This window comes from Streptomyces sp. NPDC016640 (assembly GCF_043076215.1).
Taxonomy (GTDB): Bacteria; Actinomycetota; Actinomycetes; order Streptomycetales; family Streptomycetaceae; genus Streptomyces.
In genome coordinates, this window is sequence record NZ_JBIBRG010000001.1 from 756,042 (window position 1) to 772,980 (window position 16,939).

The 16,939-nt window shown below is 72.5% G+C and carries 18 protein-coding genes and 1 tRNA gene; 4 read left to right on the plus strand and 15 right to left on the minus strand.

What is annotated here, in order from left to right; translation table 11 throughout:
• Positions 1 to 26 precede the first annotated feature (26 nt).
• Positions 27 to 683 (plus strand): NAD(P)H-binding protein, encoded by a 657-nt coding sequence (locus tag ACF07S_RS03550; RefSeq protein ID WP_391961819.1) that lies wholly within the window; start codon positions 27 to 29, stop codon positions 681 to 683.
• A gap of 86 nt (positions 684 to 769) precedes the next feature.
• On the opposite strand, the gene ACF07S_RS03555 is transcribed toward ACF07S_RS03550, so the two are convergent.
• Positions 770 to 985, minus strand: coding sequence for a hypothetical protein (locus tag ACF07S_RS03555; RefSeq protein ID WP_391961820.1), 216 nt, complete (start codon positions 983 to 985; stop codon positions 770 to 772).
• Positions 986 to 1,077: 92 nt separating this feature from the next.
• Positions 1,078 to 1,159 (minus strand) — tRNA-Tyr (locus tag ACF07S_RS03560).
• Positions 1,160 to 1,394: 235 nt separating this feature from the next.
• Between ACF07S_RS03560 and ACF07S_RS03565 the strand changes: the two genes are divergently transcribed.
• Positions 1,395 to 1,883 carry a YajQ family cyclic di-GMP-binding protein gene (locus ACF07S_RS03565; protein ID WP_391961839.1) on the plus strand — a complete coding sequence of 163 codons (489 nt, stop codon included), beginning with the start codon at positions 1,395 to 1,397 and terminating at the stop codon, positions 1,881 to 1,883.
• A gap of 130 nt (positions 1,884 to 2,013) precedes the next feature.
• On the opposite strand, the gene ACF07S_RS03570 is transcribed toward ACF07S_RS03565, so the two are convergent.
• The 13 genes from ACF07S_RS03570 to ACF07S_RS03630 form a co-directional block, all read right to left on the minus strand.
• Positions 2,014 to 2,280 carry a GlsB/YeaQ/YmgE family stress response membrane protein gene (locus ACF07S_RS03570; RefSeq protein ID WP_391961840.1) on the minus strand — a complete coding sequence of 89 codons (267 nt, stop codon included), beginning with the start codon at positions 2,278 to 2,280 and terminating at the stop codon, positions 2,014 to 2,016.
• A 183-nt stretch (positions 2,281 to 2,463) separates the two neighbouring features.
• Positions 2,464 to 2,859: a YccF domain-containing protein gene (locus tag ACF07S_RS03575; protein ID WP_391961841.1), complete on the minus strand. Its 396-nt coding sequence runs from the start codon at positions 2,857 to 2,859 to the stop codon at positions 2,464 to 2,466.
• Positions 2,856 to 3,719: a zinc metalloprotease HtpX gene (htpX, locus tag ACF07S_RS03580; RefSeq protein WP_391973313.1), complete on the minus strand. Its 864-nt coding sequence runs from the start codon at positions 3,717 to 3,719 to the stop codon at positions 2,856 to 2,858. Before htpX ends, ACF07S_RS03575 begins: the two co-directional genes overlap by 4 nt.
• Positions 3,720 to 4,000: 281 nt before the next feature.
• Entirely contained in the window at positions 4,001 to 5,500 is a 1,500-nt protein-coding gene (locus ACF07S_RS03585) for an NADH-quinone oxidoreductase subunit N (protein WP_391973314.1), read from the minus strand.
• The gene (locus tag ACF07S_RS03590) at positions 5,497 to 7,071 is read right to left on the minus strand and encodes a NuoM family protein (protein ID WP_391961844.1); all 1,575 of its coding nucleotides are present in this window, start codon (positions 7,069 to 7,071) and stop codon (positions 5,497 to 5,499) included. Before ACF07S_RS03590 ends, ACF07S_RS03585 begins: the two co-directional genes overlap by 4 nt.
• A gap of 6 nt (positions 7,072 to 7,077) precedes the next feature.
• Entirely contained in the window at positions 7,078 to 9,072 is a 1,995-nt protein-coding gene (locus tag ACF07S_RS03595; protein ID WP_391973315.1) for an NADH-quinone oxidoreductase subunit L, read from the minus strand.
• The gene (nuoK, locus tag ACF07S_RS03600; protein WP_391961846.1) at positions 9,069 to 9,476 is read right to left on the minus strand and encodes an NADH-quinone oxidoreductase subunit NuoK; all 408 of its coding nucleotides are present in this window, start codon (positions 9,474 to 9,476) and stop codon (positions 9,069 to 9,071) included. The genes ACF07S_RS03595 and nuoK overlap by 4 nt, the downstream gene beginning before the upstream one ends.
• Positions 9,476 to 10,126: an NADH-quinone oxidoreductase subunit J gene (locus tag ACF07S_RS03605; RefSeq protein WP_391961847.1), complete on the minus strand. Its 651-nt coding sequence runs from the start codon at positions 10,124 to 10,126 to the stop codon at positions 9,476 to 9,478. The genes nuoK and ACF07S_RS03605 overlap by 1 nt, the downstream gene beginning before the upstream one ends.
• Positions 10,123 to 10,674, minus strand: coding sequence for a NuoI/complex I 23 kDa subunit family protein (locus ACF07S_RS03610; RefSeq protein WP_391961848.1), 552 nt, complete (start codon positions 10,672 to 10,674; stop codon positions 10,123 to 10,125). Before ACF07S_RS03610 ends, ACF07S_RS03605 begins: the two co-directional genes overlap by 4 nt.
• On the minus strand, positions 10,674 to 11,642 hold the full coding sequence (locus ACF07S_RS03615; RefSeq protein ID WP_391961849.1) for an NADH-quinone oxidoreductase subunit H: 969 nt from the start codon (positions 11,640 to 11,642) through the stop codon (positions 10,674 to 10,676). The genes ACF07S_RS03610 and ACF07S_RS03615 overlap by 1 nt, the downstream gene beginning before the upstream one ends.
• Positions 11,639 to 12,844 carry an NADH-quinone oxidoreductase subunit C gene (locus ACF07S_RS03620; RefSeq protein WP_391973316.1) on the minus strand — a complete coding sequence of 402 codons (1,206 nt, stop codon included), beginning with the start codon at positions 12,842 to 12,844 and terminating at the stop codon, positions 11,639 to 11,641. Before ACF07S_RS03620 ends, ACF07S_RS03615 begins: the two co-directional genes overlap by 4 nt.
• Positions 12,841 to 13,503, minus strand: a complete 663-nt coding sequence (locus tag ACF07S_RS03625; RefSeq protein ID WP_391973317.1) for an NADH-quinone oxidoreductase subunit B — start codon at positions 13,501 to 13,503, stop codon at positions 12,841 to 12,843. The genes ACF07S_RS03620 and ACF07S_RS03625 overlap by 4 nt, the downstream gene beginning before the upstream one ends.
• Positions 13,494 to 13,928: an NADH-quinone oxidoreductase subunit A gene (locus tag ACF07S_RS03630; RefSeq protein ID WP_391961852.1), complete on the minus strand. Its 435-nt coding sequence runs from the start codon at positions 13,926 to 13,928 to the stop codon at positions 13,494 to 13,496. The genes ACF07S_RS03625 and ACF07S_RS03630 overlap by 10 nt, the downstream gene beginning before the upstream one ends.
• Positions 13,929 to 14,108: 180 nt before the next feature.
• Between ACF07S_RS03630 and ACF07S_RS03635 the strand changes: the two genes are divergently transcribed.
• Together ACF07S_RS03635 and ACF07S_RS03640 are read left to right on the plus strand one after the other, a co-directional pair.
• On the plus strand, positions 14,109 to 15,389 hold the full coding sequence (locus tag ACF07S_RS03635; protein WP_391973318.1) for a sensor histidine kinase: 1,281 nt from the start codon (positions 14,109 to 14,111) through the stop codon (positions 15,387 to 15,389).
• Between the two features lie 110 nt (positions 15,390 to 15,499).
• Positions 15,500 to 16,864 (plus strand): sensor histidine kinase, encoded by a 1,365-nt coding sequence (locus ACF07S_RS03640; RefSeq protein WP_391973319.1) that lies wholly within the window; start codon positions 15,500 to 15,502, stop codon positions 16,862 to 16,864.
• Positions 16,865 to 16,939 lie beyond the last annotated feature (75 nt).

Below are 16,939 nucleotides of genomic sequence, written 5' to 3' on the forward strand. Positions count from 1 at the left end.
CGGGGGTCCGGGCGTACGGTCGGAGGATGCGCATTGTCATCGCTGGTGGTCATGGTCGGATCGCGCTGCGGCTGGAGCGGCTGCTCGCCGCGCGCGGGGACGAGGCGGCGGGCGTCATCCGCAAGCCCGAACAGGCCGACGAGCTGCGCCGGCTGGGCGCCGAACCGGTCGTCCTCGACCTGGAGTCGGCGTCGGTGGAGGAGGTCGCGCGACGGCTGGAGGGCGCGGACGCGGCGGTGTTCGCGGCGGGCGCGGGTCCGGGCAGCGGCGTGGACCGCAAGGAGACGGTGGACAAGGCCGCGGCGGTCCTCTTCGCCGATGCCGCCGTCCGCGCGGGCGTACGGCGTTTCGTGGTCGTGTCGTCCATGGGCGCGGATCCGGCGCACGAGGGCGACGAGGTCTTCGACGTGTACCTGCGCGCCAAGGGCGAGGCGGACGCGTACGTGCGCGGCCTGGACGCCCTGGACTGGACGATCCTGCGGCCGGGTCAGCTCACCGACGACGCCGGCACCGGCCTGGTCCGGCTGGAGGCCCACACGGGCCGCGGCCCGGTCCCGCGCGACGACGTGGCGGCCGTGCTGGCGGAGCTGGTGGACACCCCCGCGACGGCCGGCCTGACCCTGGAACTCATCGGCGGTACCGCGCCGGTGTCGGTGGCCGTGAAGTCGGTGGCGGGCAACTGAGCACCCCTCGGCCCGGCCTGGGGATACGGGACGGCGGGACGGGGTTCCGGCCCGGACGGCCCGGGCGACGGCAGAGGCGGGCGGCGCTAGAACAGGGGCATCTGGCCCGGGAAGTCCGGTACCACGTAACCGTCCAGCGAGGGCTGTTCCGCACCTCCGAGCCGGGCCTGCCGGCGCGACCCGGGGCATGAGGTGAGTTCCCCGCTCCCCCGGGCGCCGGGCGGATCGTGACGCGCGTAGCGGCCGGCGACGACGGCGATCTCTCGGCGGCATACGGGACAGTGGCGGCGGCGGGACGACATGGGGCCAGTGTGCCTCGACGCCCTCGCCCGCGAACACGAAGAGACCCCCTTCGAACCGCGTTTCCGCAGTTCGAAGGGGGTCTTCCCCAGTGTGGCGGCGCCAGGATTCGAACCTGGGAAGGCTGAGCCGGCAGATTTACAGTCTGCTCCCTTTGGCCGCTCGGGCACACCGCCGGGGTTGCTGCCTTCGTACCGCCTTTCGGCGGTGCTCCGTGGCAACGACGTAAACAATACCCGATGGGCAGGGGTGCTTCGCCACCCGATTGATCGCCACCCGCGGGGTCGGGGGTGACTAGGCTGGTCCGGATGCGGCCCGGGACCGAGGACGGGCGCCGGGGCCGCCTCAGGTACGCCGGTACGCGTCCGGCGCGCAGCCCGATACGCACCCCGATACAAGGAGCCACAGGACATGGCCGACTCCAGTTTCGACATCGTCTCGAAGGTCGAGCGGCAGGAGGTCGACAACGCCCTCAACCAGACCGCCAAGGAGATCTCGCAGCGCTACGACTTCAAGGGCGTGGGTGCCTCGATCTCGTGGTCCGGGGAGAAGATCCTCATGGAGGCGAACTCCGAGGACCGGGTGAAGGCCGTCCTCGACGTCTTCCAGTCCAAGCTGATCAAGCGGGGCATCTCCCTGAAGGCCCTGGACGCGGGCGAGCCCCAGCTCTCGGGCAAGGAGTACAAGATCTTCGCGTCGATCGAGGAGGGCATCTCCCAGGAGAACGCGAAGAAGGTCGCGAAGATCATCCGTGATGAGGGGCCGAAGGGCGTGAAGGCCCAGGTGCAGGGCGACGAGCTGCGGGTCAGCTCCAAGAACCGTGACGACCTGCAGGCCGTCATCGCCCTGTTGAAGGGCAAGGACCTCGACTTCGCCCTGCAGTTCGTGAACTACCGGTAGGTCCCGCCCCCGGAGGCGGGAACCGGGTGGCGTTCGCGCGCCGCACGGGCACGAGGAGGGGCGGGCATCCGTGGGGTGCCCGCCCTTCTCACCCGGCGGCCGCGGACGCCGGGTGCGGCGCGGTGCGCGGTCAGTCGCGCGAGTGGCCGAACAGCAGGCGGTAGGCGATCAGGAGCAGGAGCGAGCCGCCGATCGCGGCGGCCCAGGTGGTGCCGTCGTAGAAGTCCCTGGTGATCGGGTGGTCGAGCCAACGGGCCGATATCCAGCCGCCGATGAACGCGCCGGCGACACCGATGAGGGTCGTGCCGACGAGGCCGCCCGGGTCGCGGCCCGGCAGCAGGAACTTCGCCACCGCTCCGGCCAGCAGTCCCAGGATGATCCAGCTGATGATCGTCATGCGGTGTACCTGCCCTTTCCCGCCGTGCTCGCACCATGAGGGACGTCACCCGCGCGCGGGGCGGCCGGGTTCACGACGCGGACCGCCACGGACGAGCGCGGGCCCGTGGACGGCGCCTCCGCCCTGTGGACGGCCCCCGGGTCACGACCTGGCCGGCGGACGCGGCCCTGCGCCTGCCCCGCCTCACCGGCCCGGGGCGAACTGCCGGTCCGTCCGTACGATCTCGCGGCCCAGCGGGAACAGTGAGACCGGGATCAGCTTGAAGTTGGCGATGCCGAGCGGGATTCCGATGACGGTCACGCACAGGAGGACGCCGGTGACGATGTGACCGAGCGCCAGCCACCAGCCGGCGAGGAGCAGCCACAGCACGTTCACGATGAAGGAGGGGGCTCCGGCGTCCCGGCGTTCGACGGCCGTGTACCCGAAGGGCCACAGGGCGTAGACGCCGATGCGGAACGCGGCGACGCCGAAGGGGATGCCGATGATCGTGATGCACAGCAGCACGCCCGCGACCATGTAGCCGAGGAAGAGCCAGAAGCCGCTGAAGACGAGCCATATGAGGTTCAGGATGGTCTTCACTCTTGGTGACCTGCCAACTGCTCGAGCCGGGCGATGCGTTCCGCCATCGGCGGGTGGGTGGAGAACATTCTCGACAGCCCCTGGCCGGGGCGGAACGGGTTCGCGATCATCATGTGGCTGGCCGTCTCGATGCGCGGCTCGGGGGGCAACGGCAGCCGCTTGGTGCCGTGTTCCAGCTTGCGCAGCGCGCCGGCCAGGGCCAGTGGATCGCCGGTGAGCTGGGCGCCCGAGGCGTCGGCCGCGTACTCCCGGGAGCGGCTGACGGCCAGTTGGATGAGGGTCGCGGCGAGCGGGCCGAGAATCATGATGAGCAGCATGCCCAGGAGGCCGGGGCCGTCGTCGTCGTCGGAGCGGCCGATCGGGATCAGCCAGGCGAAGTTGACCAGGAACATGATCACGGAGGCGAGGGCGCCCGCGACGGAGGAGATGAGGATGTCGCGGTTGTAGACGTGGCTGAGTTCGTGGCCGATGACGCCGCGCAGCTCGCGCTCGTCGAGGAGGCGCAGGATGCCTTCGGTGCAGCACACCGCGGCATTGCGCGGGTTGCGGCCGGTGGCGAAGGCGTTGGGTGCCTCCGTGGGGGAGATGTACAGGCGGGGCATGGGCTGGCGGGCCTGGGTGGAGAGCTCGCGGACCATGCGGTACAGCCCCGGGGCCTCGAACTCGCTCACCGGGCGGGCACGCATCGCGCGTAGAGCCAGCTTGTCGCTGTTCCAGTACGCGTACGCGTTGGTGCCCAGCGCGGTCAGGACGGCGACGACGAGCCCCGTGCGGCCGAAGAAACTGCCGATGCCGATGATGAGCGCGGACAGTCCCCCGAGGAGGACCGCGGTCCTGAGCCCGTTGTGCCGGCGGTGCACGGTACGCCCTCCAAATCGTGCGGCAGGGGAACCCTTGCTTGCTGTTCTTCCTTCTGACCTGCGTTGTCCACTGGTTTCGTGGTGCCACGTCCGGTGGACTCTCCCGTATCGGTCAACGTCAGGCGGGGGGCACGAGTTCCCCCGGCCGCGCGAGGGCGCGGGTGGACCGTCCGGGTGATGGCCTTCTCGGACGGTCACCCACGCGCGGGGCGCCGCGTGATTCCGCCGGGTGCGGGGGAGGGCGGCCCGGCCCTTCGGACGGACGGGGACGGGCCGGCCTCTCAGAAGAGCCCGGTGTCGGTGAAACGCAGGACGAGCTGGGGCGCGCCGGACAGGACGATGCCGAGGACGCCGGTCAGGGCGATCGCGGCGGTGAGGGGCGCGGTGGGGCGGTGCCGGACGGGTTCGCCCTCGGGGGCGCGGAACAGCAGGGCGGTCCACCGGAGGTAGTAGACCAGCGCGACGACGACGTTGACGGCCATGACGACGGCGAGCCAGCCGAGTCCGGCGTCCACGGCCGCGGAGAACACGGTGACCTTCGCGAAGAGGCCGATGACGCCCGGCGGGAGTCCGGCCAGGCAGAGCAGGAAGAAGCCCATCAGGAGCGCTGTGAGGGGGCTGGAGGCGTACAGGCCGCGGTAGTCGGCGACGCGGTTGCGGCGGTGGGCGCGGCCCACCACGGCGGCCACCGCGAAGGCGCCGAGGTTCACCGCTCCGTACATGAGCGCGTAGGCGAGGGTGGAGCCGATCGACTTCTCGGCGTCGCCGGAGTACGCGGCGGCGGCGACCGGCACCAGGAGGTAGCCGGCCTGGCCGACGGACGACCAGGCGAGGAGACGGACCGCGCTGTACGCGCGCGCGGCCTGTTGCCGGAGGGCGCCGACGTTGCCGACGGTCATGGTGAGGGCGGCCAGGACGGCGAGGGCCGGCCCCCAGACGTCGGCGTACGACGGGAGGGCGACGACCGTGACGAGGATCAGGCCGGAGAAGCCGACGGCCTTGCCGATGACGGACAGGTAGGCGGCGATCGGCAGGGGGGCGCCCACGTAGGTGTCGGGCACCCAGAAGTGGAAGGGGACGGCGGCCGTCTTGAAGGCGAAGCCGACGAGGGTGAGGACGACGCCGGTCTGGGCGAGGGTGTGGAGCTGTCCGTCGACGTCCTGGATGCGCTCGGCGATCAGGGTGAGGTGGAGGGTGCCGGTGGCGGCGTAGACGAAGCTGACGCCCATCAGGCTGACCGCGGTGGCGGTGACGGAGGACAGGAAGAACTTCAGGGCCGCTTCGGCGGACCTGCGGTCGCCGTGCCGGAGGCCGACCAGGGCGAAGGCGGGCAGGGAGGCGACCTCCAGCGCGACGATCAGGGTCGCGAGGTCGCGGGAGGCGGGCAGGAGGGCCGCGCCGGCCGCGGAGGAGAGGAACAGGAACCAGTACTCGCCTTCGGGGAGCCGTTTGCGCTCGTCCTTGAGGGCGGTGACGGACAGCAGGGCGGCCAGGAAGGCGCCGCCGAGCACCAGGAGCTGGATGACGAGGGTGAAGCGGTCCGCGGTGTAGCTGCACACTCCGGCGTCTGCGGCCAGGCAGAACGTGCTGCGGTCCGCGTCGAGGAGGGGCAGCAGCATCAGCGTGGCGGCGCCGAGTCCGGCCACCGAGAGCCGGCCGAGGAGCGGCTTGCGGGCCTCGTCGACGAACAGGTCGGCGACGAGGACGACGAGTCCGACGACCGCCGCGATGGCCGGTGGCGCGATGGCCAGCCAGTCGACGGACTGGACGAGGGAGCTCATCGGGTGCCTCCTGCGAGGAGCTGCTGCACGGCCGGGTCGGTGAGCCCGAGGAGGGCCCCCGGCCACAGCCCGGCGACGACGGTGAGGACGACGAGCGGGGTCCAGGCCGCGAACTCGTAGCCGCGCACGTCGGAGAGGTGCGCGGCGTCCCGGGGTACGGCGCCCATGCAGACCCGGCGGACCACGATCAGCAGGTAGGCGGCGGTCAGCAGGGTGCCGAACGCGCCGATCGCCATGAAGGTGAGGAAGGCGGGGCGGCTGAGGCCGTCGGCGGGGTCGAAGGCGCCGAACAGCGCGAGCATCTCGCCCCAGAACCCGGCGAGGCCGGGCAGGCCGAGTGAGGCGACGGCACCGAAGGCGAGCAGGCCTCCCAGGCGCGGCGCCCGGCCGTAGAGGGCGGCGCCGGTCTGCTCGGCGAGGGTGTCCAGGTCGGTGCTGCCGGTGCGGTCCTTGAGGGCGCCGACCAGGAAGAAGAGCAGGCCGGTGATGAGGCCGTGGGCGACGTTGGCGAACAGGGCGCCGTTGACGCCGGTCGGGGTCATGGTGGCGATGCCGAGCAGGACGAAGCCCATGTGGCCGACGGACGAGTAGGCGATGAGGCGTTTGAGGTCGCCCCTCGCTCCCCGCCGGGCGAGGGCCAGGCAGGCGAGGGATCCGTAGATGACGCCGACGACGGCGAAGGCGGCGAGGTACGGCGCGAAGGTGCGCAGGCCGTCCGGTGCGGCGGGGAGCAGGATGCGGACGAACCCGTACGTGCCCATCTTCAGCAGGACGCCGGCGAGCAGCACCGAGCCGACGGTCGGCGCGGCGGTGTGGGCGTCGGGCAGCCAGCTGTGCAGCGGCCACATCGGGGTCTTGACCGCGAGCCCGACCCCGATCGCCAGTACGGCGACGACCTGCACGGACGTGGTCAGTGACCGGCCGTTGTCAGTGGTGAGTGCCACCATGTCGAACGTGCCCGCCTTGATACCGATCAGGAGCAGGCCGAGCAGCATGACCACGGAGCCGAGCAGCGTGTAGAGGATGAACCTCCAGGCGGCCTCGGTGCGGCCCTCGCCGCCCCAGCGGGCGATGAGGAAGTACATCGGGACGAGGACCGTCTCGAAGGCGAGGAAGAACAGGATCAGGTCGAGGACGGCGAAGGTCGCCAGGGTGCCGGACTCGAGGACGAGCAGCAGGGCGACGAAGGCCTTCGGGGAGGGGCCCGCGGGCGGCTTGGAGTACGAGTACAGGGCGCTGAGGAAGGTCAGCAGCGCGGTGAGGACCAGGAGGGGGAGGGAGATGCCGTCGGTGCCGAGGTGGATCCGCACGTCGAGTGCGGGGATCCAGCTGATGTCGGTCGTGGCCTGCATCTTCGAGGGCTGGTCGTGGTCGAAGCCGAGCGCGAGGGCGATCGCGGCGACGAGGACCGCGCCGGTCACGGTCACGCCGTGCCGCAGCACGGCCTGCTCGGGTGACCTCCCCTTCAGTCCGGGCGGGGCCGGCAGGAGAGCGGCGGCGGCGCCGAGGAGCGGGCCCACGACGAGGAACGCCAGGAGGAACTGCATCACGGACTCGTTGATATCGATCACGCCTGCTCACGCTCCCGTGGCGACGAGGACGGCGGCGACCGCGAGGACGACGGTGCCGGCGAGCAGCGCGCTCACATAGGTCTGCAGATTGCCGGTCTGGGCCCGTCGCACGGCGGTGCCCAGCCAGCGGGGCAGGTTTCCCGCGCCGCGTACGTAGGTCTCGACGACCTCGCGGTCGAGGAACCGGACGAGGCTCGCGCCGGCGCGGACCGGGCGGACGAAGAGGGCCGTGTAGACGGCGTCGAGGTGGAAGCCGGCGGCCGCGTGGCGGTGCAGTGGGCCGAGCAGCAGTCGCCCGGGGTCCGACGGGTCGGGCGCGGACGCGATGTCTCCGTAGGCCGGTTCGTGGCCGGCGACGGCTTCCGCCTCGACCCGTGCGGCCCCGCCTTCGGGATGGGCGGCGACGGCGCCGAGGGGGACGCGGACGGCGCGTGCGGTGAGGTGGCGCCAGGCCGCGTAGGTGACGATGCCGCCGGCCAGGGCCACGCCCGTGCCGAGCACGGAGGTGGTGGGCGTCGGGGTGAGGTCGTGGCCGTCGAACCAGTCCGGCAGCGCGCGGAAGGCGAGACCGCCGAGTGCCAGGGACGGGACGGCGAGCACCCACAGCACCGCGGTCATCGGCAGCGGCTGCCTGCCGTGGTCGGGTGCCCGGGTGCCGTGGCCGCGGAAGGCCAGCAGCCACAGGCGCGTCGCGTACGCCGCGGTGAGCAGGGCGGTGAGCAGTCCGGCGAGGAGGACGGTCCAGGCCGCCGCGGCGGGGGTGTTCCCGGTGTGGCCGGTGACGGCGTGTTCGGCGACGCCGAGGACGGCCTCCTTGGAGAAGAAGCCGCTGAACGGCGGGATCGCGGCGAGTGCGAGGAGCGCCACGGTCATCGTCCAGTAGGCGTCGGGGACGCGGTCGCGCAGGTCGCTCATGCGGGACATGGCGGCCAGCGAGTTGGTGCCGGCGGCGTGGATGATCGCGCCGGCCGCGAGGAACAGCAGGGCCTTGAAGGCGCCGTGGGAGAGGAGGTGGAAGACGGCGGCTCCGCGGTCGGCGACGGCGAGGGCGCCGGTCATGTAGCCGAGCTGACCGATCGTCGAGTAGGCGAGGACGCGCTTGATGTCGTCCTGGGCGAGGGCGGCGAGGGCGGAGCCGGTCATGGTCACGGCGGCCATGACGGCGAGGACGGTCATCGCGGCCCGGGAGGCCTCGAAGAGCGGTAGGAGGCGGGCGATGAAGTAGACACCGGCGGCGACCATCGTCGCGGCGTGGATCAGTGCGGAGACGGGGGTCGGGCCGGCCATCGCGTCGGGGAGCCAGGTGTGCAGCGGGAACTGCGCCGACTTGCCGGCGACGCCGGCCAGGAGCAGCAGGGCGATCAGGGTGGGGTGTTCGATGCCTCCGTCGGCGAGGGCGCCGAGGATCCGGGTGATGCGGAAGGACCCGGCGGCGGTGGCGAGCGCGAACAGGCCGATGAGGAAGGGGACGTCGCCGAGCTTGGTGACAAGGAAGGCCTTGAGGGAGGCGGCGCGTGCCTCGGGGGTCTCCCAGTAGTGGCCGACGAGGAAGTAGGAGCAGATGCCCATGACTTCCCAGCCGACCAGCAGCACCATCAGGTCGCCGGAGTAGACGACCAGGAGCATCGCGGAGGTGAACAGCGAGACGAGGGCGGCGTAGGAGGGGTAGCGCGGGTCGTCGCGCAGGTAGCCCGTCGAGTAGATCTGCACGCAGGTGGCGACGGCGGCGACGAGCACCGCGGTGAGGGCGGCGAAGCCGTCGATGTGCACGGCGAGTTCGATCGGGACCGAGCCGGTCGGGGTGAGTTCGGTGGCGGCGTCGACGGCCCGGCCGCCGCCCTGGCGTGCGGCGACCACGGCGGCCGCTGCGAGGGCGGCGAGCGTCGGCAGGACGGCGAGCGGGCGGACGAAGCCGGGGGCCGTGCGGCCCAGGAGCAGCCCGGTGACGGCACCGAGGAACGGCAGGAGGGGGACGAGGACGGCGAGGGTGGTGGTGGTCACGCGGTGGCCTCGGTCTTCTCGGCGGCCGCCCGGGGCGCGGAGGCGTCGCCGGCGGATACGTCGGTGTCGGGGCCGTCGGGGTCGCGGCCCTCGGCGGTGTCGCGGAGCCTGTCGATGTCCGAGGTGCCGCGGTTGCGGTACACGGCGAGGACGATCGCCAGGCCGATGCCGATCTCGGCGGCGGCGATGGCGATGGTGAACAGGGTCAGGGCCTGGCCGGAGTGCAGCGTCTCCTCGGCGGTCCGGCTGAGCCAGACGTCGAAGGCGACCAGGTTCAGGTTGACGGCGTTGAGCATCAGCTCGACCGACATCAGGACCAGGATCGCGTTGCGGCGGGCGAGGACGCCGTACAGACCGGTGCAGAAGAGGAGGGCGGACAGGACGGCGGGATAGGCGAGGTGCATCAGCGGGTCCCTTCCCTGCCGCGCCGGGTGTCCGTGGCGCCGGGGGTGCCCGGGGCGGTGACCGAGGTGGCGGCCTTGGCCTTGCGGGACAGGACGATCGCGCCGACGAGGGCGGCGAGGAGGAGGACGGAGAGGGCCTCGAAGGGGAGGACCCAGTGCTGGAAGAGGCTCGCGCCGGTCACGTCGGTGGAGCCGGCGGGGGCGCCGTCCAGATCGATCCAGGTGGTGCGGAAGGCGTCGACGACCACCCAGACGAGGGCGGTCGCGGCGGCGGCGGCCACGGTGAGGGCGACCCGGCGGTTGCCGGAGTCGGCGTCCGGTGAGCGGCCGATGGGTGCCCTGGTGAGCATGAGCCCGAACAGGAGGAGGACGACGACGGAACCGACGTAGATGAGGACCTGTACCCAGGCGATGAACTCGGCCGTGAGCAGGAGGTATTCGACGGCCAGGCCACCGAGGGCCACCACCAGCCACAGGGCGGCGTGCACCAGTTGCCGGGTGGTGACGGTGATGACGGCGGCCCCGAGGGTGACCAGGCCGACGAGGAGGAAGGCGATCTCGACCCCGGTCGGGGAGAGGAAGCCGTGGGGCCCCGCGGCGGTGGTCGTCGTGGCGTGCGCGGCCGTTCCCGCGGCTGCGGCGAGGGTCACGACTCCTCCTCCCGCGGTTCGGCCCGGGCGGCGGCGAGCTTGTCGGCGGTCTTGCGGGCGGCGGCGAGTTCCTTCGGCTCCTCGGCGCCGGGGTCGAGGGCGGGCGGCGCCGGGACGGTCCACATCCACTCGCGGAGCTTGTCGCGCTCGTGGGTGAGGTCGTGGATGTCGGTCTCGGCGTACTCGAACTCGGGCGACCAGAACAGGGCGTCGAAGGGACAGACCTCGATGCAGATACCGCAGTACATGCACAGGGAGAAGTCGATGGCGAAGCGGTCGAGGACATTGCGGCTGCGCTCGCGGCCGCCGGGGGTGGCCGCCGGCACCGTCTCCTTGTGGGAGTCGATGTAGATGCACCAGTCGGGGCACTCGCGGGCGCACAGCATGCAGACCGTGCAGTTCTCCTCGAACAGGCCGATCACACCGCGGGTGCGGGGCGGGAGGTCGGGCTGGGTCTCGGGGTACTGGTCGGTGACGGACCTCCTCGTCATCGTCCGCAGGGTGACGGCCAGGCCCTTGGCCAGGCCGGAGCCGGGAATCGGGGCCACTAGAGAAACACCACCTTGACGATGCCGGTGAGGGCGATCTGAGCGAGGGAGAGGGGGACGAGGAGCGTCCAGGAGAGCTTCTGGAGCTGGTCCTCGCGCAGCCGGGGGTAGGTGACGCGGAGCCAGATGACGACGAAGGCGAGGACCGCGGCCTTCAGCAGGGTCCACACCCAGCCGAGCCCGTCGGCACCCCAGGGGCCGTGCCAGCCGCCCAGGAAGAGGACGGTGGTCAGGCCGCACAGGACGACGATCCCGGCGTACTCGGCGAGGAGGAAGAGCGCGAAGCGCAGACCGGTGTACTCGGTGTACGCGCCGAAGATGATCTCCGAGTCGGCGACCGGCATGTCGAACGGCGGGCGCTGGAGTTCGGCGAGGCCGGCGGTGAAGAAGACCAGGGCGCCGGTGATCTGCCAGGGCAGCCACCACCACTCGAACGCGTCGAGGATGCCGACGAGGGAGACCGTGCCGGCCGCCATCGCCACCGAGGCCGCGGTGAGCAGCATCGGCAGTTCGTAGGCGAGGAGCTGCGCGGCGGTGCGCAGGCCGCCGAGGAGGGAGAACTTGTTGGCCGACGCCCAGCCGGCCATGAGCGAGCCGAGGACGCCCACACCCATGACCGCCAGGACGAAGAACACGCCGGCGTCCAGGACCTGGCCGACGGCGCCCTCGCCCGGGCCGATCGGGATGGCGAGCAGGACGAGGAGGTAGGGCAGGAGGGCGACGGCGGGGGCCAGCTGGAAGATGCGGCGGTCCGCGCCGGCCGGGACCACGTCCTCCTTCTGCGCGAACTTCACGCCGTCGGCGATGAGCTGGGCCCAGCCGTGGAATCCGCCCGCGTACATCGGGCCGAGGCGGCCCTGCATGTGGGCCATCACCTTGTGTTCGGTCTGACCCACGATCAGGGGGAAGGTGAGGAAGACGACGAACACGACCAGGAGTCGCAGGGCGACGTCGAGCACGTCGTTCACCGCGGGCCTCCTGCGGGATCCTCGGGCTTCGGGGTCGTCCCGGAACCGTCACCGGCGGTCTCCGGCCGGACGCCGGACCCGGAGCCGGGCTCGGGTTCGGGGTTGGAGCCGGGCTCGGGTTCGGAGCCCGGTTCGGGCGGACTGAAGGCCGGGCGGGCGTGGTGCCAGGGGGCGTCCGGGCTGCGTGGTGGGGCGGTGGGCCCGTGGGCGGGCCGCTCCTCGGTGGGCACGGCGGCCGGGTCGCCACCCGCCGCCGCGGTGTCGTCCGGCGCCGCGGTGTCGTCCGACGCCGCCGCGTCCGACGCGGCGCGTCGGCTCGCGGATCCCTCGGACGCGGTGCGCGTCCGTCGGGGTCCACCGGGGGCGGGGGTGCCGGAACGCTGCGACGCCGATCCCCCGCCCGCGCTGCGCGCACGCCGCGCGGGAGCGGCGGCCGGCTCCGACGGCGTGGCCGCCCCGGGGCTCCCCCCGGCAGCAGCCGCCTGACTGGCCGAACCCCCGGCCGCCGTACGCGAGCGGCGCGGCGGGCGGTCGCCCGCCGCGCCCGGTGGTGCAGGGGGTTCCCCGGCCGCGCGCGCCGCGCCCGCCGCCGCCCTGCCGGCACCTCGTGCCGGGCGGGCCGGGGCCGGGGGGAGCTGGCCCTTCAGCGGACCCCACTCGTTCGGGTCGGGGACGCCCGGGGGCAGCATCTGGCGGCGCTTGGGGCCGCCGTGCTCGGATTCGCCGGGCTCCTTCGCGCCCGGCCAGGCCTTGGCGACACGCGCCGCGAGGACGAAGTCCTTGCGCAGCGGGTGGCCCTCGAAGCCGTCCGGCAGGAGCAGGTGGTCCAGGGCCGGGTGGCCCGTGAAGTCGACGCCGAACATCTCGTGCGTCTCGCGTTCGTGCCAGGCGGCGCCCGCGTAGACGCCCACGGCGGACGGCAGCACCGGGGCCTCGTGCGGCACCGTGGTGCGCAGCAGCAGGCGTCGTACCGGGGACAGGGCGGCGACATGGGCCGTGACGCGGAACCCCGTGCCCGGTTCGTCGACCGCGCTCAGCCAGTCGAAGAAGGTGCAGCCGACGCGGTCGCGCGCACTCTCCAGTGCGGAGATCCAGGAGGCCGGCGGTACGTCGACGGTCAGGACGCCGTACGACTCCTCCGCCGTGGCCTGCGCACCGAACAGTTCCCCGGCGTCGGCGGGGAGCCAGCCGACCGTTGTCATCGGTCCTCCCCTTCGCCGGGCCGGCCCGTCGCGGGCGGCTGGACCAGCCCGCTGCGCAGGGCCGCCGCCGACGGGCGTGCCGTGCCGGAAGCGGTGCCGGGGCCGGATGCGTACCGCTCCCCCAGCGATTCCCGTGCGATCTTCTCCTGGAGCTTCAGGATCCCCTGGAGCAGTGCCTCGGGCCGGGGCGGGCAGCCGGGGACGTAGACGTCGACCGGGATGATCTGGTCCACGCCCTTGGTGACGGAGTAGGAGTCCCAGTACGGGCCGCCGCAGTTGCTGCACGCGCCGAAGGAGATGACGTACTTCGGCTCGGGCATCTGCTCGTACAGGCGCTTCACCGCGGGCGCCATCTTGTCCGTGACCGTGCCGGAGACGACCATCAGGTCGGCCTGGCGCGGACCCGGCGCGAAGGGGATGACGCCGAGGCGGATGAAGTCGTGCCGGGCCATCGACGCGGCGATGAACTCGATCGCGCAGCAGGCGAGGCCGAAGTTGAAGACCCAGAGCGAGTAGCGGCGGCCCCAGTTGAGGACCACCTTCATCGGCTCGGGAGCCAGCCGGGCGAGCGCGCCGAGCCGCTTCGGTTCCGGCAGCGGGACCGGCCCGGAGCCCGACGGGGCGGCGGGGGTCGAGGGGGTCGAGGGGGTCACGTCCATGTCAGGACGCCCTTCTTGTATGCGTACAGCAGGCCCACGGCGAGGAAGCCGAGGAAGATGAACATCTCCACGAGGGTGGTCGCGCCGTAGCCGTCGGCGGCGAAGACGGTCGCCCACGGGAAGAGGAAGATCGAGTCGACGGCGAAGATCACGTAGAGGAAGGCGTAGACGTAGTAGCGCACCTGGGTGTGGGCCCAGCCCTCGCCGACGGGGTCGACCCCGCACTCGTACGTCAGGAGCTTCTCGGGGGTGGGGACCACGGGCCGCAGCAGGCGTCCCGCCCCGAAGGCGACGGCGACGAAGAGCAGTCCGACCACACCCAGCAGTCCCACGGCCGAGTAGGACTGGAAGTAGTCCGTCGCACCGCCCGCCACGGTCTCCACCTCGAAGACGACGGTCGTGTCGCCGACGGTCGGTTCCCGCACGTCCGCCCCTCACTCCCTGGCCCGTGTCCCGACGATCTGTACGCACGGGAGTCTAGGCCCTGATAAAGGCACGGTAAGCAGCCTGTCACCGCACGGCACGCGGGGGGTGGGGTTTTCCTCAGTGCATCCTGGCGGTCCACCTCATGGCGCGGGCCCCCGGGTCCGGGCACTCTGAGGCACATGACCGAACCATTCCCGCTTCCGGGCACGCCTCCGACGGCAGTACCGGCAACGGCCGCCGGGCACGGGGACCGCCCGCCGCCCGCCCGTTTCGCCTACGACGCGCACACCTGGAGGGAGATAGCCCACCTCCTGGCGAACCTGCCCGTATCACTGATCGGCTTCGTGTACGTGGTGACCATGCTGGCCACGGGGGTCGGGCTGACCGTCACCGTGATCGGGTTCCCGCTGCTCGCGCTGGGGCTGACGGGGGCGCGGCTGCTGGGCAGGCTGGAGCGGGCGCGGGCCAGGAAGCTGCTCGGGGTGCGGGTGGAGGAGCCGAGCCGGCTGCCGCTGCGCGGTTCCGGTCACGGTTCCGGGTCCATGGGGTTCTGGCCGCGGCTGTGGATGGCGGTCAAGGACCCCGTGGGCTGGCGGACGGTCCTGTACGAGCTCATACGGCTGCCGTGGGGCATCCTCACCTTCGTCGTCACGCTGACCGGTCTGTTCGTGCTGTGGCCGGTGCTGCCGTTCGTCGTGCGGGGTCTGGCCAACACCGACCGGGCGATGGTGCGCGGTCTGCTGTCCCCCTCCGACGAACTGGAGCGGCGCATCGCCGAGCTGGAGTCCGACCGGGGGGTGGTGGTCGACACGGCGGCGGCGGACCTGCGGCGCATCGAACGCGACCTGCACGACGGGGCGCAGGCCCGGCTGGTCAATCTGGCGATGGGGCTCGGGCTGGCCAAGGAGAAGCTCCTGGAGGATCCCGACGCCGCGGCGACGATGGTGGCGGAGGCGCACGGCGAGGTCAAGCTGGCGTTGCAGGAGCTGCGGGACCTGGCGCGGGGCATCCATCCCGCGGTACTGACCGACCGGGGTCTGGACGCCGCCCTGTCCTCCGTCGCCTCGCGGTGCACGGTGCCGGTGACGGTGACGGTCGACCTGGGCGAGCGGCCGGCCGCCGCCATCGAGGGCATCGCCTACTTCACCGTCTCGGAGCTGCTGCAGAACGTCAGCAAGCACAGCGGGGCCCGGTCCGCGTCGGTCGACGCGTGGCGGTCGGAGGGACGGTTGTTCGTACAGGTGTGGGACGACGGACGCGGCGGGGCGAGCCTGGACGGCGGGACGGGCATGCGGGGCCTCGCCGACCGGCTGGGCGCGGTGGACGGGCTGTTCGTCGTGGACTCGCCGGAGGGCGGTCCGACGACGGTGACGGCGGAGCTGCCGTGGCGGGACCGTTCCGGTGTCCTGGCCGAGGGCGTCCCTCCGGCCGGCGGGGCGCCCGCCCGCGGCCGGAGGTAGGGAAAACCCCCCGGTCAAGACTGCGACGCGCTCCATGGCCCGCCGACCTGCGGCGGAGCAGTCTGGAGGTACGACAGCACAGCCGCCGGACGAGGAGAGGGACGACGCCGATGGCCACGGACCACGGACAGAGTTACGGGCTCGGCACCGGCCCCGGACATGCCGGGAACGCCGGGGGGCGGCCGCACCGGCTGCCGTCCGCGCTGCGGGCACCGGCCGAGGGGCGCACCTGGCGCGAGCTGGGATACGTGCTGCTGAGCCTGCCGATCAGCGTTCTGCTGTTCGTGTACGCGGTCACGATGGTGTCGCTGGGGGCGGGCCTGCTGGTGACGTTCCTCGGTGTCCCGGTGCTGGCGGCGGCGCTCGCCGGCTGCCGCGGGTTCGGGGCCCTGGAGCGGGCACGTGCGCGCGGGCTGCTGGGCCTGGAGGTGGCCGATCCCGAGCCGCTGCGGATGAAGCGGCAGGGGTTCATGGCGTGGACCGGCGCCGTGCTCAAGAGCGGCGCCTCCTGGCGGGCCCTGCTGTACGCGGTGCTGCACCTGCCGTGGGCGGTGCTCTCCTTCGCCGTCACCGTGAGCGTCTGGCTGCTGGGCTGGTCGCTGCTGACGTATCCGCTGTGGTTCTGGATCTTCCCGGCGTACGCCGGGCAGGACGGCATACAGCTGTACGGCGACGACCGTCACCGGGTCTATCTGGACAACCCGTTCGAGATCACGGTGACCACGCTGGTGGGCCTGCTGTTCGCCCTCGCCACACCGTGGATCGTGCGGGCGCTGACGATGGTGGACCGGCTGATGGTGCACGGGTTGCTCGGCCCGTCCCGGCTGGCCACACGGGTGGTGGAGCTGGAGTCGGGCCGCGGGGTCGTGGTGGACACGGCGGCGGCGGACCTGCGGCGCATCGAACGCGACCTGCACGACGGGGCGCAGGCCCGGCTGGTGGCGCTGGCGATGGACCTGGGGCTGGCCAGGGAGAAGCTGCGGGAGGATCCGCGGGTGGCGGCGCAGATGGTGGACGAGGCGCACGGCGAGGTGAAGACGGCGCTGCAGGAGTTGCGGGACCTGGCCCGCGGCATCCATCCGGCGGTGCTGACCGACCGGGGCCTGGACGCGGCGCTGTCGGCGGTGGCCTCCCGGTGCACGGTCCCGGTGCAGGTGGAGGTGGACCTGACGGAGCGGCCCGCGCCGGCCATCGAGGGCATCGCCTACTTCACCGTCTCGGAACTGCTGCAGAACATCAGCAAGCACGCGCGGGCGACCTGGGCGGCCGTGGAGGTGTGGCGGACGGAGAACCGGCTGATGCTGCAGGTGGTGGACAACGGCGTGGGCGGCGCCGAGGTGCCGGAGGGTTCCGGGCTGGCCGGCCTGACGGAGCGGCTGGACGCGGTGGACGGGATCCTGGTGGTGGACTCACCGGCCGGCGGCCCGACCCGGGTGACCGCCGAGCTGCCGTGGCGGGCGGAGCGGAACCGGTGACGGCCCGCACCACGGGGCCGGTCGCCGCGGGCGGGGCAGAACCGATCACCTCGGGCCGGGCCGGCTCCGGGACCA

Bases quoted from the DNA above. Each gene is read 5' to 3' on its own strand.
- nuoK (WP_391961846.1), bottom strand. From the start codon at position 9,476: ATGCACCTCGCCTATCCCGCCGTCCTGTCCGCCCTCCTCTTCTGCACC.
- ACF07S_RS03555 (WP_391961820.1), bottom strand. From the start codon at position 985: ATGTCGTCCCGCCGCCGCCACTGTCCCGTATGCCGCCGAGAGATCGCC.
- ACF07S_RS03565 (WP_391961839.1), top strand. From the start codon at position 1,395: ATGGCCGACTCCAGTTTCGACATCGTCTCGAAGGTCGAGCGGCAGGAG.
- ACF07S_RS03585 (WP_391973314.1), bottom strand. From the start codon at position 5,500: ATGAGCTCCCTCGTCCAGTCCGTCGACTGGCTGGCCATCGCGCCACCG.
- ACF07S_RS03620 (WP_391973316.1), bottom strand. From the start codon at position 12,844: ATGACAACGGTCGGCTGGCTCCCCGCCGACGCCGGGGAACTGTTCGGT.
- ACF07S_RS03550 (WP_391961819.1), top strand. From the start codon at position 27: ATGCGCATTGTCATCGCTGGTGGTCATGGTCGGATCGCGCTGCGGCTG.
- ACF07S_RS03625 (WP_391973317.1), bottom strand. From the start codon at position 13,503: ATGGACGTGACCCCCTCGACCCCCTCGACCCCCGCCGCCCCGTCGGGC.
- ACF07S_RS03570 (WP_391961840.1), bottom strand. From the start codon at position 2,280: ATGACGATCATCAGCTGGATCATCCTGGGACTGCTGGCCGGAGCGGTG.
- ACF07S_RS03640 (WP_391973319.1), top strand. From the start codon at position 15,500: ATGGCCACGGACCACGGACAGAGTTACGGGCTCGGCACCGGCCCCGGA.
- ACF07S_RS03635 (WP_391973318.1), top strand. From the start codon at position 14,109: ATGACCGAACCATTCCCGCTTCCGGGCACGCCTCCGACGGCAGTACCG.